The sequence below is a fragment of the Chryseobacterium sp. S0630 genome (assembly GCF_024158915.1).
Taxonomy (GTDB): domain Bacteria; phylum Bacteroidota; class Bacteroidia; order Flavobacteriales; family Weeksellaceae; genus Chryseobacterium.
Window position 1 is genome coordinate 1 of the sequence record NZ_JAMZGF010000032.1, and the last position, 21,285, is coordinate 21,285.

25 protein-coding genes are annotated in these 21,285 nt (G+C 35.8%); 11 read left to right on the forward strand and 14 right to left on the reverse strand.

The window, feature by feature from the left end:
• Window positions 1–201, forward strand: a 201-nt coding sequence (locus tag NK356_RS14475; protein ID WP_253317302.1) for a hypothetical protein, incomplete at its 5' end; no start/stop codon positions are given.
• Window positions 202–209: 8 nt separating this feature from the next.
• On the opposite strand, the gene NK356_RS14480 is transcribed toward NK356_RS14475, so the two are convergent.
• Window positions 210–1,088, reverse strand: coding sequence for an NAD(P)H-binding protein (locus NK356_RS14480; RefSeq protein ID WP_253317303.1), 879 nt, complete (start codon window positions 1,086–1,088; stop codon window positions 210–212).
• 82 nt (window positions 1,089–1,170) lie between these two features.
• Here NK356_RS14480 and NK356_RS14485 point away from each other — a divergent pair, with 82 nt between their 5' ends.
• Window positions 1,171–1,599, forward strand: coding sequence for a helix-turn-helix domain-containing protein (locus NK356_RS14485; RefSeq protein WP_051934337.1), 429 nt, complete (start codon window positions 1,171–1,173; stop codon window positions 1,597–1,599).
• Between the two features lie 53 nt (window positions 1,600–1,652).
• Here the strand turns inward: NK356_RS14485 and NK356_RS14490 are convergent, their stop codons facing one another.
• Together NK356_RS14490 and NK356_RS14495 are read right to left on the reverse strand one after the other, a co-directional pair.
• Window positions 1,653–2,705, reverse strand: coding sequence for an NAD(P)-dependent alcohol dehydrogenase (locus NK356_RS14490; RefSeq protein ID WP_034696203.1), 1,053 nt, complete (start codon window positions 2,703–2,705; stop codon window positions 1,653–1,655).
• A gap of 23 nt (window positions 2,706–2,728) precedes the next feature.
• Window positions 2,729–3,133: a cupin domain-containing protein gene (locus tag NK356_RS14495; RefSeq protein WP_253317304.1), complete on the reverse strand. Its 405-nt coding sequence runs from the start codon at window positions 3,131–3,133 to the stop codon at window positions 2,729–2,731.
• Window positions 3,134–3,264: 131 nt separating this feature from the next.
• Here NK356_RS14495 and NK356_RS14500 point away from each other — a divergent pair, with 131 nt between their 5' ends.
• The 3 genes from NK356_RS14500 (at window position 3,265) to NK356_RS14510 (ending at window position 6,784) form a co-directional block, all read left to right on the forward strand.
• Window positions 3,265–4,167: an AraC family transcriptional regulator gene (locus NK356_RS14500; RefSeq protein ID WP_253317305.1), complete on the forward strand. Its 903-nt coding sequence runs from the start codon at window positions 3,265–3,267 to the stop codon at window positions 4,165–4,167.
• 858 nt (window positions 4,168–5,025) lie between these two features.
• Window positions 5,026–6,366: a carboxylesterase family protein gene (locus NK356_RS14505; RefSeq protein WP_253317306.1), complete on the forward strand. Its 1,341-nt coding sequence runs from the start codon at window positions 5,026–5,028 to the stop codon at window positions 6,364–6,366.
• A 250-nt stretch (window positions 6,367–6,616) separates the two neighbouring features.
• Window positions 6,617–6,784 (forward strand): hypothetical protein, encoded by a 168-nt coding sequence (locus NK356_RS14510; RefSeq protein ID WP_156106453.1) that lies wholly within the window; start codon window positions 6,617–6,619, stop codon window positions 6,782–6,784.
• Between the two features lie 74 nt (window positions 6,785–6,858).
• Here the strand turns inward: NK356_RS14510 and NK356_RS14515 are convergent, their stop codons facing one another.
• From NK356_RS14515 to lpxK, 6 genes are all read right to left on the reverse strand, one after another.
• A complete protein-coding gene (locus NK356_RS14515) occupies window positions 6,859–8,331 on the reverse strand; it encodes an alpha-amylase (RefSeq protein WP_253317307.1) in 1,473 nt (490 codons plus the stop codon).
• 44 nt (window positions 8,332–8,375) lie between these two features.
• Window positions 8,376–9,473, reverse strand: a complete 1,098-nt coding sequence (dinB, locus tag NK356_RS14520) for a DNA polymerase IV (RefSeq protein ID WP_034696198.1) — start codon at window positions 9,471–9,473, stop codon at window positions 8,376–8,378.
• A gap of 177 nt (window positions 9,474–9,650) precedes the next feature.
• Window positions 9,651–10,106, reverse strand: coding sequence for a GNAT family N-acetyltransferase (locus NK356_RS14525; protein ID WP_034696197.1), 456 nt, complete (start codon window positions 10,104–10,106; stop codon window positions 9,651–9,653).
• Between the two features lie 91 nt (window positions 10,107–10,197).
• The gene (locus tag NK356_RS14530) at window positions 10,198–10,713 is read right to left on the reverse strand and encodes a thioredoxin family protein (protein ID WP_034696196.1); all 516 of its coding nucleotides are present in this window, start codon (window positions 10,711–10,713) and stop codon (window positions 10,198–10,200) included.
• Between the two features lie 209 nt (window positions 10,714–10,922).
• On the reverse strand, window positions 10,923–11,738 hold the full coding sequence (locus tag NK356_RS14535) for a purine-nucleoside phosphorylase (protein WP_034696195.1): 816 nt from the start codon (window positions 11,736–11,738) through the stop codon (window positions 10,923–10,925).
• Window positions 11,722–12,747, reverse strand: a complete 1,026-nt coding sequence (gene lpxK, locus NK356_RS14540) for a tetraacyldisaccharide 4'-kinase (protein ID WP_034696194.1) — start codon at window positions 12,745–12,747, stop codon at window positions 11,722–11,724. Before lpxK ends, NK356_RS14535 begins: the two co-directional genes overlap by 17 nt.
• Before the next feature lie 109 nt (window positions 12,748–12,856).
• Here lpxK and truA point away from each other — a divergent pair, with 109 nt between their 5' ends.
• The 5 genes from truA (at window position 12,857) to NK356_RS14565 (ending at window position 17,360) form a co-directional block, all read left to right on the forward strand.
• Window positions 12,857–13,588: a tRNA pseudouridine(38-40) synthase TruA gene (truA, locus tag NK356_RS14545; protein WP_253317308.1), complete on the forward strand. Its 732-nt coding sequence runs from the start codon at window positions 12,857–12,859 to the stop codon at window positions 13,586–13,588.
• A 28-nt stretch (window positions 13,589–13,616) separates the two neighbouring features.
• Window positions 13,617–13,958 carry a hypothetical protein gene (locus tag NK356_RS14550; RefSeq protein WP_034696191.1) on the forward strand — a complete coding sequence of 114 codons (342 nt, stop codon included), beginning with the start codon at window positions 13,617–13,619 and terminating at the stop codon, window positions 13,956–13,958.
• A 68-nt stretch (window positions 13,959–14,026) separates the two neighbouring features.
• Complete coding sequence (locus NK356_RS14555) at window positions 14,027–14,614, forward strand: Crp/Fnr family transcriptional regulator (RefSeq protein ID WP_034696189.1); 588 nt, start codon at window positions 14,027–14,029, stop codon at window positions 14,612–14,614.
• Between the two features lie 86 nt (window positions 14,615–14,700).
• Window positions 14,701–15,471, forward strand: coding sequence for a carboxylesterase (locus NK356_RS14560; protein WP_034696187.1), 771 nt, complete (start codon window positions 14,701–14,703; stop codon window positions 15,469–15,471).
• A 131-nt stretch (window positions 15,472–15,602) separates the two neighbouring features.
• Window positions 15,603–17,360 (forward strand): ABC transporter ATP-binding protein, encoded by a 1,758-nt coding sequence (locus NK356_RS14565; protein WP_034696186.1) that lies wholly within the window; start codon window positions 15,603–15,605, stop codon window positions 17,358–17,360.
• A gap of 84 nt (window positions 17,361–17,444) precedes the next feature.
• On the opposite strand, the gene NK356_RS14570 is transcribed toward NK356_RS14565, so the two are convergent.
• From NK356_RS14570 to NK356_RS14590, 5 genes are all read right to left on the reverse strand, one after another.
• Window positions 17,445–18,056, reverse strand: a complete 612-nt coding sequence (locus NK356_RS14570) for a class I SAM-dependent methyltransferase (RefSeq protein WP_034696185.1) — start codon at window positions 18,054–18,056, stop codon at window positions 17,445–17,447.
• Entirely contained in the window at window positions 18,053–18,646 is a 594-nt protein-coding gene (locus NK356_RS14575; protein WP_253317309.1) for a hypothetical protein, read from the reverse strand. The genes NK356_RS14570 and NK356_RS14575 overlap by 4 nt, the downstream gene beginning before the upstream one ends.
• A complete protein-coding gene (locus NK356_RS14580) occupies window positions 18,636–19,106 on the reverse strand; it encodes an RNA polymerase sigma factor (RefSeq protein ID WP_034696183.1) in 471 nt (156 codons plus the stop codon). The genes NK356_RS14575 and NK356_RS14580 overlap by 11 nt, the downstream gene beginning before the upstream one ends.
• Complete coding sequence (locus tag NK356_RS14585) at window positions 19,106–19,957, reverse strand: alpha/beta fold hydrolase (protein ID WP_253317310.1); 852 nt, start codon at window positions 19,955–19,957, stop codon at window positions 19,106–19,108. The genes NK356_RS14580 and NK356_RS14585 overlap by 1 nt, the downstream gene beginning before the upstream one ends.
• Before the next feature lie 218 nt (window positions 19,958–20,175).
• Window positions 20,176–20,850, reverse strand: a complete 675-nt coding sequence (locus tag NK356_RS14590; RefSeq protein WP_253317311.1) for a DUF4919 domain-containing protein — start codon at window positions 20,848–20,850, stop codon at window positions 20,176–20,178.
• A 218-nt stretch (window positions 20,851–21,068) separates the two neighbouring features.
• Between NK356_RS14590 and NK356_RS14595 the strand changes: the two genes are divergently transcribed.
• Entirely contained in the window at window positions 21,069–21,284 is a 216-nt protein-coding gene (locus tag NK356_RS14595) for a hypothetical protein (RefSeq protein ID WP_034696179.1), read from the forward strand.
• The last annotated feature ends 1 nt before the right edge of the window (window position 21,285 follow it).

The window sequence follows — 21,285 nt, forward strand, 5'->3', positions numbered from 1 at the left end:
AAAAAAAAAAAAAAAAAAAAAAAAAAAAAAAAAAAAAAAAAAAAAAAAAAAAAAAAAAAAAAAAAAAAAAAAAAAAATAAAAAAAAAAAAAAAAAAAAAAAAAAAAAAAAAAAAAAAAAAAAAAACAAAAACAAAAAAACAACCCCCCCCCCCCCCCCCCCCCCCCCCCCCCCCCCCCCCGAAACTCGTTTTTTAAATTGACTTAGGAATTAAAACTGAGAAGAAAATTCTTTTGCAAAATCTTCTAACTTAACACTTCCTGTAACCGGAGAACCATGATCAATAAAATCCTTCTGTACAACACCAGTTCTTATTCCTCTTCCCATTTCAACATACAACTTAGCCATATCTTCAGGTAATCCTGCCTGAAGCATTCCGTTTAAAGAATCTTCATCAGAGAATTCTACCCATGGAAGCTCAGGTTTATCAACAGAAGTTCCCAGAACTTTAGCAAAGTCAGAAGCTTTTCTTACGTCACTTACAATATATCTGATAGTGTTGGTATTTTCATCTTTTACCAGTTCTTCAGCAGCTGCTTTGGCAATATCATTAGGGTGTACAATGGGTACTTCAATATCTGCAGGATAATTTCCTCCAATGATTCCAGCATTTTGAATTAAAGGAATATCATTGAAAAAATTGTTATAAAAATATCCGGCTCTTAAAAAAGTAAAAGAAGTGTTCTCTACTTCATTATATATTTTTTCAATATTGTGAAGCCCTGCAATCGGGCCATTTTCTACAGGAGATTCAGCACCAACGCTGCTTAACATGACAGCTCTTTTTACATTGGCATTTTTTAAAGCTTCAGCATAATTTTTTCCGGCATTGGTCGTGTTTTCCACAATTTTATCCGGGCTGATTGCTGGAGGAGTCATTACAAAAACAGCATCCGCTCCTTCGAATGTTTGGGTTAAGAACTGAACGTCTTTAATAGACCCTATAGCTGGCGCTGCCCCCAGAGATTCAATATCCTGTTTTCTGGCATCGCTGCTGCTTATTACAGTAATATGATGTCCTTCGGCAATTAACTGTTGTGCTAATGGTTTAGCTACATTTCCTAGTGATCCTGTGATTATAATTTTCATATGTAAATATTTTTTTATTTCTGGGAACAAAGTTATATTTGTACTTACTTTTATACAAGTACTTACCCTAAAGTATGTAGATATGACAGCTATCAAAGAAAGTTCAACTATTCAGGAGAATAAAAAAAACGTGCAGGATTGTCCTGTAATGTACGTTATGGAAAGAATTGGAGGATTCTGGAAACCGATTATCCTGTTTAATCTTTCCACAGGAGAAAAAAGATACAGTGAATTGAAAAAAGCAATTCCTGCCGTAACGGAAAAAATGCTTATCCAGCATTTGAAACAGCTTGAAACAGACGGACTCATTATCCGAACAGCAAAACCTGTAGTACCACCTCATGTGACTTATAAACTGAGCGAAGCAGGGAATGAACTGGCCCCCGTGATTGATGCCATGGCAGCATGGGCTTTTCAGGATATGGAAAGAAATGACATCCAATGTGTCGAAGGAAACAGATATATCACCAATCAGGATCAGAATGCTTTTAGCCAAAACCTGAAAAAATAAAAACAGGCTCTTCAATCCGAAGAGCCTGTTTCTGTTAATATTCTATCAAAGAATTATAAAGACTGCATATCAATAACGAAACGGTATCTTACATCACTTTTCAGCATTCTTTCATACGCTTCGTTGATGTCCTGCATGTTGATCATTTCAATTTCCGAAACAATATTGTGCTCTCCACAGAAATCCAGTAATTCCTGAGTTTCCGCAATACCACCGATTACTGAACCCGCCACTGATTTTCTTCCCATAATCATAGGAACTGTATTCAGTATAGGTTCTAAACCTCCAAGATATCCTACTAGAACATGAGTTCCATTGATATTTAAAGTAGCCACATACGGATTAACGTCATGTACATAAGGAACTGTATCAATAATCACATCGAATTTTCCTTTTACAGAATCCATTTGTGATTCATCCGTAGAAATCACTACATGATCAGCACCCAATTGTTTTGCATCTTCAGTTTTCCCCGGAGTTCTGGAGAATAAGGTAACTTCAGCTCCCAGTCCTTTTGCCAGTTTAATTGCCATGTGACCAAGACCTCCCAAGCCTACAACAGCTACTTTAGAACCGGGACCTACATTCCAGTGTTTTAAAGGTGACCATGTAGTAATACCTGCACAAAGAAGTGGAGCTACTGCTGCCAGATCAAGGTTTTCAGGTACTTTTAAAACGTGGTGAGAATCCACTACTACTTTTTGAGAATATCCTCCAAAAGTATGACCTCCCAAATGTTTATCCTTTCCGTTGTATGTTCCGGTGAAGCCATTCAGGCAATATTGTTCAAGATCATGCTGACAGCTGTCGCAGTGTCCACAAGAATCTACAATACATCCTACACCTGCAAGATCTCCAACTTTAAATTTGGAAACTTCACTTCCCACTTTTGTAATTCTTCCTACAATTTCATGTCCCGGAACTACAGGATACAAAGATCCGCCCCAGTCATTTCTTGCGGTATGAAGATCAGAGTGGCAAACTCCACAATATAGAATTTCAATCTCTACATCTTTTGCGGTTACCTCTCTTCTCTCAATATTCATTTCTTTCAGATCTGCCGTGGTAGACTCTGCACCATAAGCTTTTACTGTGATTGTACTCATTTTTATATTTAGTTTATTTAGGGTTATATATTATTATATTCTTCATCCGTGACAGGCTCCATCCATTCTACAATCCCGTTTTGAGTATTAGTGTTAATGGCAATATGGGTTAAATCATTATCAGGAGCGGCTCCATGCCAATGGATAACATCAGGAGGAATATTAACAATATCTCCAGGGTTTAAAATCTGTACAGGTTTTCCTTTTTCCTGATAATATCCTTTTCCTGCAGTTACGATTAAAATCTGTCCACCTCCGTGTGAATGCCAGTTATTTCTGCATCCAGGTTCGAAAATCACATTCCCGATCTGGCAGTTCAGGTTGTCTTCATTGGGTTTCAGAATATGAACCCATGCTATTCCTCCAGAGAAATAATCTGAAGGAGCCTTTTCCCCTTTCGGAAAAATGTTGGTATTAAAAGTTTCCATAACGGTACAAAAGTCGAAACTTTCACTTAAACAAAACTTATACAGATTACCGAATTACTTACCAATTTTACCGACATCATTTTAGTTACAAATGAAAGTGGTAATTTTGAATAGTAATAAAAATATACTTCATGGAAAATCAGGAGGTTGAAATCTATAATACGGTAACAGAATATAATAAAATGGCGAATCATGAAACCCTGCATCCGCTGGTAAGTATCATTGATTTTTCCAAGTCTGATCCTATTTGCCAGTATAGAAGAAAATTTGGGTTTTATACCGTTTTTCTGAAAGACGTCATGTGTGGAGACATGCAGTATGGAAAACACAGCTACGATTATCAGGAAGGAACATTGGTTTTTATTGCTCCCGGTCAGACCTATGGAATTTATAATAAAGACAGATTTGTTCAGCCCGTAGGTTTTGCTCTGATTTTTCATCCGGATTTAATAAAAGGAACCAACCTAGGGAAGAATATCAAAGACTATTCATTTTTCTCGTATGATGTACATGAAGCACTTCATCTCTCAGAAAAAGAAAGGGAGGTGGTGCTGGATTGCTTTAAAAATATTAAACTGGAGCTGGGGCAGGCCATTGATAAACACAGTAAATCTTTAATTGTTAATAATATTGAGCTTTTTCTGAATTACTGTATGCGTTTCTATGACCGTCAGTTTATTACAAGAGATCATATCAATCAGGGAGTCATCGGGAAATTTGAAAATCTGGTAGATGATTATTTAAAATCTGAAAATCCAAAAAATATAGGTTTCCCTATGGTGAACTACTTCGCAGAAAAATTGAATCTGTCTGCCAATTATTTCGGAGATCTGATTAAAAAAGAACTGGGAATTTCCGCACAGGAATTTATCCACAATAAGCTTATCGATATAGCCAAAGAACAGATTCTGGATCAGGCAAAAACAATCAGTGAAATATCCTATGATCTGGGCTTTAAATATCCACAGCATTTTACGAGGTTGTTCAAAACTAAAGTGGGGATCTCTCCGAGTGAATATAAAATCCTGAACTAGTTTTTTCAACACGAATGACATCATAATTATTAGTGGATATTAGTGCTCATATTTGTGGAATTTGTGTTTAGATTTTTTTCAACACGAATGGCACTAATTTTTTTCACGAATAACACAATAATGGTTTGTGAATATTAGTGCTCATATTTGTGAAATTTGTGTTTAGATTTTTTTCAACACTAATTGCACTAATTTTTATCACAAATGACACTATGATGATTTGTGAATATTAGTGCTCATATTTGTGAAATTAGTGGTTAGATTTTTTTCAACACGAATAGCACTAATTTTTTTCACGAATAACACCATAATTATTAGTGGATATTAGTGCTCATATTTGTGAAATTAGTGGTTAGATTTTTTTCAACACGAATGGCACTAATTTTTTCACGAATAAGACAATAATAGTTTGTGGATATTAGTGCTCATATTTGTGGAATTTGTGTTTAGATTTTTTTTAACACGAATGGCACTATTTTTTTTCACGAATAAGACAATAATAGTTTGTGGATATTAGTGCTCATATTTGTGGAATTTGTGTTTAGATTTTTTTCAATACGAATGGCACTATTTTTTTTCACGAATAAGACAATAATAGTTTGTGGATATTAGTGCTCATATTTTTGAAATTAGTGGTTAGATTTTTTTCAACACGAATGACACTATTTTTTTTCACGAATAAGACAATAATAGTTTGTGGATATTAGTGCTCATATTTGTGAAATTAGTGGTTAGATTTTTTTCAACACGAATAGCACTAATTTTTATCACAAATGACACTATGATAATGAGTGAATATTGGTGAGATTTGTGTTTAAATAATTAAATTTAAAGAGAAAAGTTTTCACAGTTTTAAAGATGACACCCAATCAGCAGAATACCACTATTTTCGAAACCCGTTTCGGAAAAATCTTAGCATTAAAAGAAAATGGAATTATCAGAGCCAGAAGTATCCGCTATGCCCATTCTGAAAGATTTAAAAAACCAGTTGCTGCAGAAGCTTCCTTATCTTCCATAATTATTTCTCCGGAAAAAACTCCGGTCTGTCCGCAGACTTTAAGTCCGCTTGTAGAAAAAATGATTGGAACGACACCTGTTGAAAGTTTCGAGCCTGATGAATCTACCCAATACCTTTCCATAACCCGCCCGGAAGTCATTTCTGAAAATGAAAAACTTGCTGTTGTAGTCTGGATTCACGGAGGTTCTCATGAAATAGGCTGTGGAGATCTTGCCACTGCCAATCCAGGAGAATGGGTGAGAGAGCAACATATTATTGTAGTTACTGTTTCATATCGGTTAGGATTATTTGGTTTTTTAGGTGGCGATGAAAAAAGACCTGCTAATCTTGGTTTACTGGATATCATTGAAGCTTTAAAGTGGATTAAAAACAATATTGCAGATCTGGGAGGTGATGAAAATAATATTACCCTTCTCGGGCAGTCTTCAGGAGGGGATGCTATTGCTCATTTAATGATCTCGGAAGGAGTGGAGGATTTATTCCAGCGTGTAATTATCCAGAGTGCTCCCTTAGGATTACGTCATAAAAGACAGAAGATGTCGGCAGAATTTCTGAAAAAAACAGAATTTTTGAAAGATGATCCAGATGTTTTAAAAATGATGGATGAATACGGAAAATTTGTACCCTCTGTGATAAGATACGGTTTGAAAGCAGCAATGCCTTTTGGAACTCAGTACGGACATTTCCCTTTGTGTAAAGAAGAAGAGTCTGTAGATATGTGGAAAAAAAATGCTCAGAAATACGATGTCCTGATTGGTTTAAATAATGATGAAACGGCATTTTATCTTAAAACCTCAGAAGCTTTAAATAAATATTTCGGAAAAGGATTCGGTTTAAAAATTATGGATAAAACGGTGGAAAAAACCACAGCATTGATCTACGGAAATCCAGCCATGCAGTTTGCTCAGAATCTGGCGGATGCAGGAGGAAATGTCTATCTCTTCAGAATTCATTCAAAATTGAAAGATAATCATATTGGTGCACCGCATTGTATTGATCTTCCTTTAATTTTCGGGAATGAATCAGCCTGGAAGTCTTCCGAATTGTTGAAAGATATTCCCTGGAGCCGTATTCATGAGAATGGTAAAAAGCTGAGATTCCTCTGGGCTGAATTTGCCCGCACCGGAAAAATATCCGACACCTCTGAAAGACCGGAAATTCTGGAACTCCGAAAAATGTAGCTCCATCCATATCTATCTATCAAATTTCTAATCTTAACAAATATCCCAACTGAAGACGTAAACATTCCCATCCTTTGGAGGGGTGGCAAAAATTCAAAGAATTTTTGACGGGGTGGTTCATCATATTCTCAATATTTATCTTTAATAATGAAAATTATATATGCTAAATCGAGAAGTTGGTGTTGAATGTTTATTCATAATTGTAATTTTTAATGTATATTTAATAACTAAACCATAAAAAATAACAATTATGAAAACGCACAAAGAAATCAAAGTAAAAAAACTGAACCGTCAGGAATTAAAAAGTTTAAAAGCAGGAGATTTAAATTGGGGTAAAGTATGCTGTACTTCCACAGAAGATGGTCAATGTTGTGAATGGGCTATCGATGTTTGGAATTGTAGATATATTTATTGCTAAATTAAAACTTGCTGATAAAATGATGACCCTTGTCAAGGTTTTAAACCTTGACAAGGGTTTCTGGTAAATTGATATCACTCAGGAATCCAAACGCTTACATTTCCCGCCGGAACAGGGAAATCTCCCCATCCGTTTTCATCAATCGTTACTTTTTCTTTGAATCTTTTCAGCAGATCTTTGAATTTTTTTCCGGCATACAACGCTCCCATTTCCATAGGTTTGTTGTAAGAATCTTTATTGCTCAGAACTACGGCACATCCTGTATGTTCATCATCTCCCGTACGTACCCAGCCGAGACAATTGGCATCCTCAAAATAATCATGCTGATCACCATAAGCATGATCTTTCCTTGCTTTTAATAACTCTTCAATGCCGTCTATTTTAGGCATAAATATTTCCTGATCATTACCCTCTCTGTCTTTATCCACATAATGAGCTCCATAAAGATCGGGGTAAAATACACAAGGATATCCGTCTTTTCTCAATAAAATAAGGGCATAAGCAATAGGTTTGAACCATGGCTCTACAGGAGCTTCAAGATCCTGTAATGGCTGAGTGTCATGATTGGCTACCAAGCTTACAGAATGCATAGGATCTGCCTGAGTAAGGGTTTCATCAAAAATCCTTCGGAGATCATAAGAATCACCTTCTCTGGAAGCTGTATGAAAATTATTCTGTAACGAACTGTCGAAAAGACTCATGCAGCCATCCGTTACTTCTATATATTTTTGGAGCAGATGAAGATATCCCGGAGCCCAGTATTCTCCTACTGCGAAAATATTTTTTCCGGAATTGGAACGAAGCAGCGTAAGCCATTCTTTGTAAAAATCAAAAGAAATATGTTTTAAAGCATCCAGTCTTACCCCATCAAAATCGGTCTGATCAAAATACCATTTTGCCCAGGTATTGAGCTCTTCCCGAACAAAAGGATTCCGGTGCTCAATATCATTATACATCAGGTAATCATAATTTCCCTTTTCATCATCAATCATTTCCTCCCAGTCATTTCCGTATTCTGACTGTATTTTATAAATGTGAGAATCCATTCCTTCAGCATAATCTACACCGCTGAAACAGGTGAAATTCCATTCAAAATCTGAATATTTTTTTCCTCTGCCGGGAAAGGTGAATTTAGTGTAAGATTCTATTTCGATAACATCGGAAATCACTTTTTCCCTGTTTTCCTCATCTACTTTTACCACTTTGAATTTTTCCAGTTCATCACCTCCGGCTTTATGTCCAAGAACGATATCTACAATGATCTGTATATTTTGTTTCTTTAAGGCTTTAATGGCTTTTGTATAGTCGTTTTTTGTACCGTATCTGGTAGGAATGGTTCCTTTTTGATCAAATTCTCCAAGATCATAGAGGTCGTAGGCATCATAGCCAATAGAATAACCACCATTTGTCCCTTTGTAGGCAGGAGGAAACCATACAGAAGTAATTCCAAGTTTTGCTAAATATCTGGCCTGCTTTTCGGCTTCTTTCCACAATTTTCCGTCTCCTTCAGAATACCAGTGGAAAAACTGGATCATGGTTGGGTTCATAGATTTGCTGATTTGGTAGATACAAGGTAGCAAAAAAATATCATCTATTCATTTTCGAATTCCTCAAACGGGATTTTTAGTTGAACGGAAACCTGCTTTTTTTCTTCCGTATTAAGGTGGGAGAGAGACAATCCGAGAAGGCGGACAGCTTTATCAAAAGGACGAAGTTCCCAAAGTTTTTTTCCGGTGTTATAATACTGTTCGGGCGACGAAAAATAATTTTCCCTAGTGATGCTTCTTGTGAAAAGAGAAAAGTCTTTGTATTTTATTTTTAACGTTAAAGTTCTACCAAGAATATTATGTTTCTGTAGCCTTTGATGAATTTCCTCTGCAAGGCTTTCCAGCTTTTCATTGATTTGCTGTTCATCTAAAAGATCCTCAAAAAAAGTTCTTTCCACGGCCACACTTTTCTGAATCCGATGAGGTTTTACTTCAGAAGTATGAATTCCGCGTACCACATTATAATAATGATTGCCAGACTTTCCGAAAAGTTTGATCAGATCTTCAAGCGATCTTTTCTTTAAATCTTTTCCTTTATAAATTCCTAAACTAAACATTTTATTAGCTGTCACTTTTCCTACACCATAAAATTTTTCCACAGGCAATTCTTCCAGAAAGTGCTCCATTTTATCAGGATGGATGGTTTTCTGGCCGTTCGGTTTATTAATATCGGAAGCTACTTTAGCTAAAAATTTGTTGACGGAAATACCTGCTGAAGCTGTTAATCCGGTTTGTTCAAAAATTTTCTGACGGATTTCTTTAGCGATGAGGTTGGCAGATTCCATTCCCTTTTTATTTTCGGTGACATCCAGATAAGCTTCATCCAGAGACAGAGGTTCTACCAGATCCGTATATTCATAGAAAATTTCCCGGATCTTTTTGGAGATCTCTTTGTATCGGGCAAATCGGGGAGGAACAAAAATAAGATGGGGACATTTTTCTTTGGCTGTTTTACTGGGCATTGCAGAACGGACACCAAATTTTCTGGCTTCATAGCTTGCGGCTGCCACTACACCACGATGCTGCCCGCCTACGGCTATTGGCTTACCTTTCAACGTAGGATTATCATGCTGCTCCACAGAAGCATAGAATGCATCCATGTCCACATGAATAATTTTACGAAGAGGCAAAGAAAAATCCATATGCAAAGATATGGATTCCTTTATTGACGGTAAATTTTTTTATATGATGGAAGTTTGAAGTTAATGAGGGCTATATGGAAATTGATGACCTGTTTATTGAAAATTAATTAAAAAAACTCACAGGCTATTCTTGGTACATAAACTACTTCCAGCTTCAATCTTCCCGCTTCCTGCATTTTACGCCTTCAGTCTCATGGTGAGAAGATGAGGTTCAAAACCTGCTTTTTCATACGCTTTTATGGCAGATTCATTTTGTGCGTAGACATCAAGTCTTACCTCGCTAATTCCTCTTGATTTTGACCAGGAAATAAGTTCATCAGTAATCACTTTATTGATTCCCTTTCCTCTGTGTTCAGGTTTTACATACATAAAACCGAGATAGGCATATTCTTTAAACTGATAATAATCTTTTGCTGCTTTCTTAATCAAAGCATATCCTGATGCAATGATTTCATTATTCTCTTCGGCAACAATTACGGTAGCTTCCGGAGATTGTATCAGATGTTTTAAATCATAATAATGAATCTCTCCTTCAATCAGGGTACTGTTGAACGGTCTTTCGGCAGTAACAACTCCCTGTTCAAATTCTAAAAGGATTGCTAAATCCTGTTCTGTGGCTTCTCTTGTGATCATGGTGATATCTATCTGAAATTTTAAAACTCATTGAAAAAGTTAATGATTCCAATGAGTTTTGTATATTTTTTCGGATTAAAATAAATGACAGTTATTTTAAAAGCTTGTCTATGGTTTGCTGAAGTTCAGGATCTTCGGGAGATATTGCGTAATATTTTGCAATAGAAGATTTCTGGTCAATTACCATATATCTTGGAATCCAGTTAAGATCTATATAGTTATTAAAATCATTTTTCCAACCTGTAGAAAACCAATAGTTTTCTTTGTGTTTCATATCAAATCTTTCAAGACTTTTTTCAAACCCTTCTTTTGAACGGTCTAATGATAGAAATACAAAATCAATATTCTTGTTATTTTCTTCTAATTCTTTAGCTTTTGGAAGTGCATTTAAACAATCTCTACACCAGCCCGCCCAGAAATCAATTACTAAAACTTTTCCTTTATGCTGATTCAGAATTTGCTGGATGGTAATGGTTTTCCCATCTTCATCTTCCAGTTTCTGTTGTAAAGCTTCTTTTGAAAATCCTGTTTTCAGGACCGTTGGGACTTTTTGTGAATAGCTTATCCCAAAAATACCCATCATCAATAGTAATATCAACTTTCTCATCTCGTACAATTTCATGGGTACAAATCTAAACAATGAATGGCAATCTGAGATTGATTTCTTTGGAATTAGTAAAAATTTATAATATTGATGAATTCTATTAGGGAGGAGAGTGGGAACGGGTAAACCACCCCGTCAAAAATTCTTTAAATTTTTGCCACCCCTCCAGAGGAGGGGAATGTTATGTCTTCAGTTGTAATATAGGGTTATATTTACTGGTAATTTTTAATCAAACCTTTGACAACGGCAATTACGTTGGGCATTGCTTTGTTGGCAGCGTTTAAAACTTCTTCGTGAGAAACGGCAAAAGCGACATCCGGCCCGCCAAGATCCGTAATAACGGAAATACAGAAAACATCCATTCCCATATGTCTGGCAACAATGACTTCCGGAACGGTACTCATTCCTACCATATCACCACCGATAGCTTTGATCATACCATATTCGGCCGGTGTTTCAAAAGTTGGTCCCTGAAGGGCAACATAAACTCCCTGATGGATTTTTATTTGGTGATCTGCAGCAGCCTGTTCTGCAGTAGCAATCATTTTTTTGTTGTAAGGCTCGCTCATATCCACAAAACGTGGTCCGAGCTCATCAATATTTTTTCCGCGTAAAGGATGCTCAGGCATCATGTTGATATGATCTTTCAGGATGACAATATCTGCAACGCTGTAAGCTGGGTTTACGCCACCGCAGGCATTGGAAAGAATAAGATTTTGAATTCCCAGTGCATGAAAAACTCTTATCGGGAAAGTCACCGTTTCCATAGAATGTCCTTCATAATAATGGAAACGTCCGCTCATCATCAGTACTTTTTTCCCTTCCAGGATTCCGTAAATCAGTTTTCCGGTGTGTCCGGCCACTGTAGTCTGTGGAAAATGAGGAATGTCTTTGTACTCTAAAACATGGATCGGTTCTACTTCATTTTGTAATTTCCCAAGTCCGGATCCTAAAACAACTGCAAAATCAGGGGTTTCCTGAATAATATTTTTAATAAAATCTGCAGTCTCTTTAATTTTTTCTAACATAATCTAAGATGATTTGATTGAATTCTTCTTTCTTATCAATAAGTACATTGATAGGCCAGTAGTAAACAATTTCTCTAAGATAGTCAAAAGTTTTCAGACGTACGTAGTCTTTCTCTGTGGTTAATATCAGTTTATATTCTCCTAATTTTTTGTATTCGGCAAGGATTTTTTTAATATCATCATCCGTGAAATTATGATGATCTCTGAATTTTAAATGTTTCACCCTTTTTGAGAATTTTGCCAGATGTTCCAGAAGCGGTTTAGGATTCGCAATTCCGGTGATCAGTAAAATATCATAATAATTCAGGTTGTTATCCGGAAGCATTTTATCTTTTCCGTACACATTTTCGTCATAGCCAATGGATGAAAAGAATACTTTCTGTCCGTAAGAAGGTCTTATTCTTGAGATATAATATCTTTTGGTTTCCTCAGTAAGTTCATCAGGACATTTGCTGACCATGATGATATTGGCTCTTTTATATCCTGCTCTTGATTCTCTCAGGTCTCCGGCAGGAAGAAGGTAATCCTTGAAAAACGGATCATTAAAATCAGTCATCAGAATATTGAATCCGGCTTTGATTGCTCTGTGCTGCATAGCATCATCCAGTACCAGAACTTCAAGATCCATATCATCAATCACTTTTTTGGCACCAGGAACACGTTCTTCTGAAACGGCAATTACGAAACGGTTTTTAAAACGTTCAAAAAGCTGCATCGCTTCGTCTCCCACCATTTTGTAGTTGCTTTCGTAATTTGTTACTTCATAGCCTTTGGTTAGCCTTCCATAACCACGTGAAAGTACTCCGGTTCTGTAATGTTTGGATAAGAACTGGGCAAGATACATCACCATGGGTGACTTCCCGCTTCCGCCCACAGAAAGGTTTCCGACATTGATTATCGGTGTCTTGAATTTTGTCGACTTAAAAACTCCCAGATCATACATTGTGTTCCGGATACCCGTTACCAAATGATAACCGAGGGAAAAAGGATAAAGGTACCATCTTTTCATACGATTGCAAAAATAGGAATTTTCATAAGCATTTGGAGTAATATTCTCAAAGACTTTTCAACAAATATTTCGTTAAATTAAAGTATTTTTGTGGAGTTATTACAATACATTGAGATACTTTATTGAATTTTCTTACAACGGAAAGAATTATTTCGGCTACCAGATACAGCCGGATGCTATTTCTGTACAGGAAGAACTGGAAAAGGCGCTGTCTACCATTTTGCGCGAAGAGATAAAAACTACAGGTGCGGGAAGAACAGATACAGGAGTTCATGCCAAAAAAATATTTGCCCATTTTGATACGGAAAAGGAATTGGATGATCAATTTCCACGAAGACTGAACAGTTTTCTGCCCCCTGATATTTCTATTAAAAGAATTTTCCCGGTAAAAGAGGATTTTCACGCCCGTTTTGATGCGACGTACAGAACTTACGAATATTTTATCTCACTGGAAAAAAATCCGTTCACTCAGGAATCTGCATGGCAGCACTGGAAAAGATCTCTGGATATGGATGCGATGAATGAGGCCTGTAAAATTCTCTTTGAATATGAAGATTTCACAAGTTTTGCTAAATTAAAAACAGACAACAAAACGAATATCTGCAAAATCTACAAAGCAGAATGGGAACAGAACGGAACGGAATTGAAATTTACCGTTTCTGCCAATCGTTTTCTCAGAAATATGGTTCGTGCTATTGTAGGAACAATGGTGGAAATAGGAACAGGAAAACTGAAACCTGAAGATCTTCGTAAAGTGATTGAAGATAAAAACCGCAACGCAGCAGGTACTTCAGCACCGGGACACGGGTTGTATCTGGTAGATGTGGGGTACGAATTTTAAATAAAAACTAAAAACAAAAATAATAATCATGTTATCAATTTTTATTCTTATCGGTGCCTACCGATATTATGCACAATTAGCAGAAAGGTTTGGGAAAACAAAGTGGCATTACGGTCTTTTGGCTATCGGAATTTATCTGGGAACTCAATTAGTCTTAGGTATGAGTTACGGTGTGTATTTGGGAATGACAGATCCTGAGTCCGTAGATAATGTAAATTACACAGGTTTTTCCGGAGTGAATATGGTAGGTTGGCTCATCTCTATTGTTGCCGTTTGGGGTGTTTATAAACTCCTTGAAAACAAGTTTATAAAAGAAAGACCGGCAAAAACCATCGAAATTGAAGAAATAGGGAAGACTATTGATCAGTAACATTTCTCTTTTTAGTATCAGAAATTAAGATTATTTTTAAATAATGTAAGGGATACTAAAAAATAACCATGACTGAAATTGAAAAACTAGCCTTCGCATTACATCATTTTGCCGGACTTTCAGAAGAAGATTTCAGATTGTCTGAACAATTTTGGCTTCCTAAGGAATATAAAAAAGGAGATTTTTATAATCTTCAGGGAAATGTATGTTCTTATTTGGGGTTTATTGTTGATGGAGTTTTCCGTTCTTACGTTATTAATGGAGATACCGGAGAAGAGAAGAATGTTTTTCTGTATTCTGCCAATGGCTTTGTTGTTCCTTTTAAAAGTTTTCTGAATCAGATTCCATGTGATTATTTTACACAGGCTCTTACGGATGCCTCCATTATTTTTATCCGGCATACCGATTTACTTTCGCTTTATCAGCAGTCGCATCAATGGGAAAAATTCGGGCGGCTTATGGCACAGGCAGCATTTAATATTACCATGACAAGGGTAGAGGGGTTTTTATTAAAGTCTCCGGAAGAACGCTATCTGGATCTTATGAAAGAACATCCGGATATTTTCAGCAATGTTCCGCTGTATCATATTTCTTCTTATCTGGGCATTCAGGGACCTTCTCTGAGTAGGATAAGGAAAAGAATTTCAGGGAAATAGTACGATTTTAACCTGAGTTAAAGTTTTCGTCATTTTATCTACGGAAATTTGTTTCATCAATTTAACAATACAAAAAAGTAAAAATTATGAAAACAAAAACAATCGTATTAATTCATGGGTTATTTGTGAATAATACAAGCTGGAAAGAATGGAAAACCTATTTTGAAGCTCAGGGATATACAGTACATACACCTTCCAATCCTGGACATGAAGGAAATCCTGTTCATTTAAAGAATAATATTCCGGGAGAACTTCGTCATGTAGGATTTGATGATACCGTAAACAATCTGGTAAAGCTGATAGACAGTCTTCCTGAAAAACCTATTGTAATCGGGCATTCTTTTGGAGGACTTATGGTTCAGAAACTTATTGATATGGGAAAAGCTGCTGCCGGAGTAAGTATTGATGGTGCTCCTCCAAAAAATGTGATGGCTCCTTTTTCTACGATTAAAATCGTATGGCCGGTGGTGAATTTTTTCAAAGGAAACAGTCCGTATCTTGGAACAAAAGAATGGTATCATAAAGCCTTTTTCAATAATTATTCAAAAGAAGAAAGTGATAAACTGTATGAAACAGTAGCTGTTCCTGAAAGCAGAAAACTGGCCAAAGATCCTTTGTTTAAAGCTTCTGCAAAACTAGATCTAAAAAAGCCCCATCAACCACTACTGTTTATTGCAGGTTCTAATGATCATATTTTTCCGGCAGCATTTTCAAAGAAGATAGCAGGAGCTTATAAAGATCCTGGCAGCATTGTTGATTTTAAAGAGTTTGCAGGGAGAAGTCATTTCATCTGTGGTGAAAAAAACTGGGAAGAAGTAGCGGAATACGTACTGGGCTGGATACAAAAGAATGCTTAATATATTCATATTGTAAATGGTAGGTATCTTATATTTTCTATGACGATTTGCAAAAGTTGTAAAGGCAGTACGGTTATAATGTCTTATTTTTGCATAGAATTTTATTTTAATTCTTTCTTTCGATTCGTACAATGAAAAAACAAGATACCTGGGGAATTATAAAAAGGCTGTTCTTTATCGGAATGAAATTTCGTTCTTGGTTCATCCTTACCCTTATCATTTCCATATTCCTTTCCATCGTTTCTACTTACAGGCCATATCTTACTATGCAGGTAGTGGATAATGATATTACAAAGCTGCATGATAAGGCTTTGATGATGAAACACATCTACATTCTTGTGGGATTGGTGTTTGCAGAAACTATATTAAACTTTTTCCTGGTTTATTTTTCAAATTTCATCTCGCAGAATGTGATCAGGGATATCAGAGAGCGTTTATATGCTAAACTGATTTATTTCAAAACTTCATTTTTTGACAAAACGCCTATCGGGCAGTTGGTGACGCGTGCTGTAGGAGATGTGGAAACCATTGCTACAGTATATACAGACGGATTCCTGATGGTATTCGGAGATATTCTGAGAATTCTGTTTGTACTGGTGATGATGTTCAGTACCAATGTTCACCTGAGTTATATTACACTGGCTATTTTACCTTTAATGGTATTGATTACGAGATTCTTTCAGAAAAGACTGAAAAAAGCTTTTGGAGATGAAAGAAACTGGACAGCCAATCAAAACTCATTTGTTCAGGAAAGACTGGCAGGAATGTCAATTATTCAGGTCTTCAACAGACAGGAATCTGAGTTCAAAAAATTTGATGATATCAATATTACGCTGAAGGGAGCATTGCTGAGAACTGTATTTATTTTCTCACTGTTTTTTCCTGTAGTGGAACTTATTTCTTCATTATTCATCGGTTTTATCCTTTTCTATGGAGGATATATTACGATCAGTGCCGGAGTGGTGATTGCTTTTATCCAGTATATTTCAATGCTGATCCGTCCTTTGAGACAGATTGCAGACCGTTTCAACAATATCCAGCGAGGAATTGTAGGAGCAGAAAGAGTATTGGGATTGATGGATGAAGAAAACTCAATGCCGAATAACGGAACGGTGAAGAAAGATCATTTTGCCGGAAAAATTGAATTCCAGAAAGTACATTTTGCGTATGATGAAAAGCAGGAAGTATTGAAAGGAATTGATTTCAAAGTAAATCCGGGAGAAACCGTCGCGATTGTAGGAGCAACAGGTGCCGGAAAATCTACCATTATCAGTTTGATTACAAGATTATATGATATCAACTCCGGAAATATTCTGATTGATGATGTGGATTTAAAAGATTATGAACTTTATAATCTCAGAAGTCATATCGGAGTGGTATTACAGGATGTGTTCCTTTTCCACGGAAGTATTTTTGAAAATCTTGCTTTTGGAGATGATAGCATCACGTTGGAGAAGATAAAAGCAGGAGCCAGAGAAATTGAAGTAGATCAGTTTATTGAACAGCTTCCTGGAGGATATGATTATGTAGTAAGCGAAAGAGGTTCGTCTATTTCTTTAGGGCAGAGACAATTGTTGTCTTTCCTGAGAGCTTATTTATCAGATCCGAAAATTTTAATTCTGGATGAAGCTACCTCTTCTATTGATCATGAAAGTGAAAAGCTTATTCAGAGAGCTACGGAAAAAATTACCAAAAACAGAACTTCCATTATTATTGCCCACAGACTTTCTACCATTGAAAAAGCTGATAAGATTATTGTGATGGAGCATGGTAAAATTGTAGAAGAAGGAAAACACCTTGATCTTTTGGATAAAAACGGATATTATGCCACGCTTTACAAAGCCCAGCTTCGCCATGAAGTGGAAATGGAAGAAGAAAAAGAATCATAACCCATAAGGAATGATAATAAACAAAAAAGAGAGCCGGAAATGACTCTCTTTTTTTATATTTAATTAACTACATACAATTCATTACTACTTTTTAAAACTGCAGAATACAAAATTTTGAACCGTTTCAAAAGGAGTGGTGTGATCTTCAGTAATACACTGTACTTTTTTAAAGTTTTTTTCAAATTTTTCTGATAATGATTCCTCGTCATACTGCTGAATATCCAATCCACTGCATTTCGTAGGGCCGTTTTTCGAAAAAGTTCCAATGATCATAAAATGGTTTACATTTTTCTCCGCAATATCGATGTATTTTGAGACCTGCTCCGGAGTTGTCAGAAAGTGAAAAGCAGCTCTGTCATGCCAGATGTCATAGGTTTCTGTTGGAGAGAAGGCTGTAATATCTGTGACAATCCATTTTACTTTACCGGCAGCATCTCCGAGTCTTTCCTGTGCCTTTTCCAGAGATTTGGCAGAAATATCAAGCACTGTAATATTTTCATATCCTTCCTCAAGAAGAAAATCAACAAGGTTGCTGTCTCCACCACCAATATCAATGATGCTGGCATCTTTTCCCAATCCTGAAGAAAGAATAAAGTCAAGGGAGGTCTGTGGTTTTTTCTGGGTCCAGCTTACCTGATCAGGATTTTTGGTTTCATATACATTTTCCCAGTGGTTTTTGTTGTCAGAAGAAATCATGATTCTTTTAATTGATTATTGATCTCCTCAAATTTATTAATTAATTCGTTAAGTTTTTCCTGTTGTTTCTTTATGGTTCGGGGCCTTAAGTAAAACCAGTTGAAAGCGATCCATGCACATGTTATAACATACGTTAGAATACCAAAACCAATGGCCATTCTCGATGTGTATTCATACATATAAAAACAAATTCCCAGAAAGAGCATCATAAAATACAGATTGAGTATCGTGGTCTCCATCCATTTCTGTTTGTTTTTTACCACGTATAAACTTTGAAGATATTCACTGTTCGATTGGGTCTGATCAATCTTATAAAATACCATAAACATTTTGTTATAGGCCAGAAGAAAGATTACCATAGCCAGAATAACAAGTACAATTCCAATTTTTGTAGTGATCATCTGAGGCTGGTAAATGTACCAGATAAAAGCAATTAATATAGAGGTGGTGATTAAAGCCACATTGACGAGAATCAGTTTGCGCAGGTTCTGGTTTCTGAATTTTTTCAGTTTTCCAAGAAGTTCTTCCAGATTGGGTTTGTTGGAAGTTTGCTGCTTCCATATATTTTTGAAATCGATATTAGTATCCATTGTCTTTAAACTTTTGCGTTAGTTTTTCTTTTATCCTGTGAATCTTTACCCTGATATTAGACTCTGAAAGTCCTACGATATGGGCTATTTCAGCCTGTTTTATCTCTTCCAGTTCCAATGAAATAATAATTCTGTCTGTTTCGGGCAACTCTGAAATAAACTGATAGAGCATTTGAATCTGAGGTTCCATAGATTCCTGTTTTTTTTCTTCCAGGTTGATGGGTAAATCTGTTTTGGCAAATTTCTTTTCCTTTTCAATCTGTCGGAGACAGTTGTTAGAAGCTATTCTGAAAATCCATGTTCCTACGCTGGATTCATTCCTGAATTTCGGGAGCTGCTGCCAGACTATGATAAATGTTTCCTGAGCAAGATCCTGAGCAATATCAGTATCATTCACATATCCCATGCATAAACGGAATATCCTTTGCCAGTAGAGTTCGTATATCTCTTCAAAAACCATTATTTCACAGATAAAAAGTTGTTAAGCTGGCTAAAATACCAATCCTTATCATCGTACATAATGAAGTGTAATCCTTTTGAAGCATACTGCATATTGGCATTCTTTAAATTTTTGTACTGCCCTTCAATAGTGGGTTTAAGGTTAACAAAAAAGGATTCCAAAAGAATAAGGGAAGGGCATTGGATGTTTTTTATTTTCTCTCTGAGATCTGTATTATAAAAATCGCAGTACATTTTAGCAAATGTTTTTCGGTCAGATTTCATGCTCCAGTTGATCACGGTTTCCTGCATCGAAGTATCGGCTATGAGACGTGGCATAGCCTGAGTCTGCATTTTTCGGAACTGTTCATCATTCATTGCTGTTAACTGAGTAATGGTAGCCGAACAGTCATTGTTTTCTTTAGAAGTAAAATTAGGATCAGATAAGGCTGCCAGGCAGGGCAGAGTATCTACAATAATAATTTTACCTACAAGTTCGGGATAATCGGCTGCAATAGCCAGGGCAAGACCGCCTCCCATACTATGTCCGATAAGAATAGGTTTGTCAATTTTATTATTTTTGATGTAAGCCGCAATACTTTTTTCCCAGTCTTTAAAGCTGGCATCTGTCTGTGGTTTTGTTCCGGCAAATCCAGCCATCGTTAAAGTATAACAGGTGAAATCTTTTTCAAACTTTGCAGTGGTTTCGTTCCAAACATCACCTGAAGAGGCAAATCCCGGAATGAATAGTAAAGACTGATTTCCTTTTCCGGTTTTTTTCACTTCAAACGGATAAGTTGTTTGTTGGCCAAATATATTGCATACCGCTAAAAAAAATAACATGATGATTAAAAGGAATGTGAATTTTTTCATGATTTCTAAAGTTTTAAAGTTTATTTGTCTTTTAGAGACGAACCTTTAAAAAATGTTACACAAGAATTAATCTTTTTTTGAAAAAAAATATTTCTCCTCCTTCCAAACCCTTTTGTTTAGGGTAAAATCATATGAAATTTATTTTTATAAAAATGGATAGCAGTCATTTCTAAATAGTAAAAACGCGATGAAATAATGAATAAAATATCAGGAAATTATTAATCTAATATCCTTCCGTAGAATCTGCTGATGTCAAAGTAAAACCCAGAGACTTTATATTTGTCTTTTTCAAATTCCTGATAATCACATTTTCCATTGTGGTTTTGTGCCTTTGTTTCCATTTGAAACCTGTTTAAAAGTGCGTATTCATCTGTTACAGAGATAACGTGAAAGCCTGTTTCACAGGTCAATCCATCACCTGAGGTAAGAATGGCATTTAATAACCCGTGGAAATTTCCTGCAATTTTTTCAGCATTAGCATCATCATTGCTTAAATGATACAGATAAGCAAGATAATTCATAGCACGCAAATCCAGCGGATTTTCATCCAATGCGCCCAAAAATAACTGGATTCCTTTGGAAAGATCTTTTTGTGAAATACCTTCTCCACGATAATACTTGGCAACTTCTTCAGACTTCTTTCCCATTTTATAAGGCTGATATTCTTTTTGGAAGGTATATCCGAAGTAAAGATGACGATATTGATTGCTGGTAAGAAGCGTATCGTTCTGTTTTAACCTCTTTAAAAGTTTCGGATAATAGAATTCTGAATTTTTATTCTCAATATTTTTTTGAATTTCCACATAATCCGGTGCTTTAAATTCTATTTTTTGACCATGCAGAAAACTGAGCATTGTAAAAAAGAATAAAGAGAAGAATGCTTTGATATTCATAGTTTGGATAGGGTTTTTACAATTTTTTATGATGCTAAAAATATGAAATATGTATCAATTAAATGATATTGGCTGACTATTTGTAAAAAAAATAATAAAATATTATCAAAGTGTTATTTTGTGTTGATAAATTTACTAACTTTATTCGGAATTTGAGATGTTACCCCTAACATTTGAAGGGGTGAATGGAATTTTTAACTAAAAAACTATAAATATTAATGAGCAGTAGTATCCAAGATGAATTTAAAGTCTTTAAAGACGAATTAAGAAAGTTGAATATCGAAGTACAGAAAGTTGTAAAAGTAGGAAACGGTAGTATGGATTTCCATGAGGTTTTCTACAAATCGCCGAGGTATGAAGAGGTAAAAAGTATATATGTCCAGCGTCATAATCTGGATAGTATGATTGAAAAATTTAAACAGGCCTATCATTAAA

Coding starts and splice junctions, on each gene's coding strand:
- NK356_RS14585 (WP_253317310.1), bottom strand. CDS start 19,957: ATGAAAAAATTCACATTCCTTTTAATCATCATGTTATTTTTTTTAGCG.
- NK356_RS14530 (WP_034696196.1), bottom strand. CDS start 10,713: ATGAGAAAGTTGATATTACTATTGATGATGGGTATTTTTGGGATAAGC.
- NK356_RS14575 (WP_253317309.1), bottom strand. CDS start 18,646: ATGGATACTAATATCGATTTCAAAAATATATGGAAGCAGCAAACTTCC.
- NK356_RS14490 (WP_034696203.1), bottom strand. CDS start 2,705: ATGAGTACAATCACAGTAAAAGCTTATGGTGCAGAGTCTACCACGGCA.
- NK356_RS14550 (WP_034696191.1), top strand. CDS start 13,617: ATGTTATCAATTTTTATTCTTATCGGTGCCTACCGATATTATGCACAA.
- NK356_RS14595 (WP_034696179.1), top strand. CDS start 21,069: ATGAGCAGTAGTATCCAAGATGAATTTAAAGTCTTTAAAGACGAATTA.
- NK356_RS14510 (WP_156106453.1), top strand. CDS start 6,617: ATGAAAACGCACAAAGAAATCAAAGTAAAAAAACTGAACCGTCAGGAA.
- NK356_RS14500 (WP_253317305.1), top strand. CDS start 3,265: ATGGAAAATCAGGAGGTTGAAATCTATAATACGGTAACAGAATATAAT.
- NK356_RS14590 (WP_253317311.1), bottom strand. CDS start 20,850: ATGAATATCAAAGCATTCTTCTCTTTATTCTTTTTTACAATGCTCAGT.
- NK356_RS14580 (WP_034696183.1), bottom strand. CDS start 19,106: ATGGTTTTTGAAGAGATATACGAACTCTACTGGCAAAGGATATTCCGT.
- NK356_RS14480 (WP_253317303.1), bottom strand. CDS start 1,088: ATGAAAATTATAATCACAGGATCACTAGGAAATGTAGCTAAACCATTA.
- NK356_RS14495 (WP_253317304.1), bottom strand. CDS start 3,133: ATGGAAACTTTTAATACCAACATTTTTCCGAAAGGGGAAAAGGCTCCT.
- NK356_RS14560 (WP_034696187.1), top strand. CDS start 14,701: ATGAAAACAAAAACAATCGTATTAATTCATGGGTTATTTGTGAATAAT.
- NK356_RS14565 (WP_034696186.1), top strand. CDS start 15,603: ATGAAAAAACAAGATACCTGGGGAATTATAAAAAGGCTGTTCTTTATC.
- dinB (WP_034696198.1), bottom strand. CDS start 9,473: ATGGATTTTTCTTTGCCTCTTCGTAAAATTATTCATGTGGACATGGAT.
- NK356_RS14570 (WP_034696185.1), bottom strand. CDS start 18,056: ATGATTTCTTCTGACAACAAAAACCACTGGGAAAATGTATATGAAACC.
- lpxK (WP_034696194.1), bottom strand. CDS start 12,747: ATGAAAAGATGGTACCTTTATCCTTTTTCCCTCGGTTATCATTTGGTA.
- NK356_RS14535 (WP_034696195.1), bottom strand. CDS start 11,738: ATGTTAGAAAAAATTAAAGAGACTGCAGATTTTATTAAAAATATTATT.
- NK356_RS14525 (WP_034696197.1), bottom strand. CDS start 10,106: ATGATCACAAGAGAAGCCACAGAACAGGATTTAGCAATCCTTTTAGAA.
- NK356_RS14555 (WP_034696189.1), top strand. CDS start 14,027: ATGACTGAAATTGAAAAACTAGCCTTCGCATTACATCATTTTGCCGGA.
- NK356_RS14485 (WP_051934337.1), top strand. CDS start 1,171: ATGACAGCTATCAAAGAAAGTTCAACTATTCAGGAGAATAAAAAAAAC.
- NK356_RS14505 (WP_253317306.1), top strand. CDS start 5,026: ATGACACCCAATCAGCAGAATACCACTATTTTCGAAACCCGTTTCGGA.
- NK356_RS14515 (WP_253317307.1), bottom strand. CDS start 8,331: ATGAACCCAACCATGATCCAGTTTTTCCACTGGTATTCTGAAGGAGAC.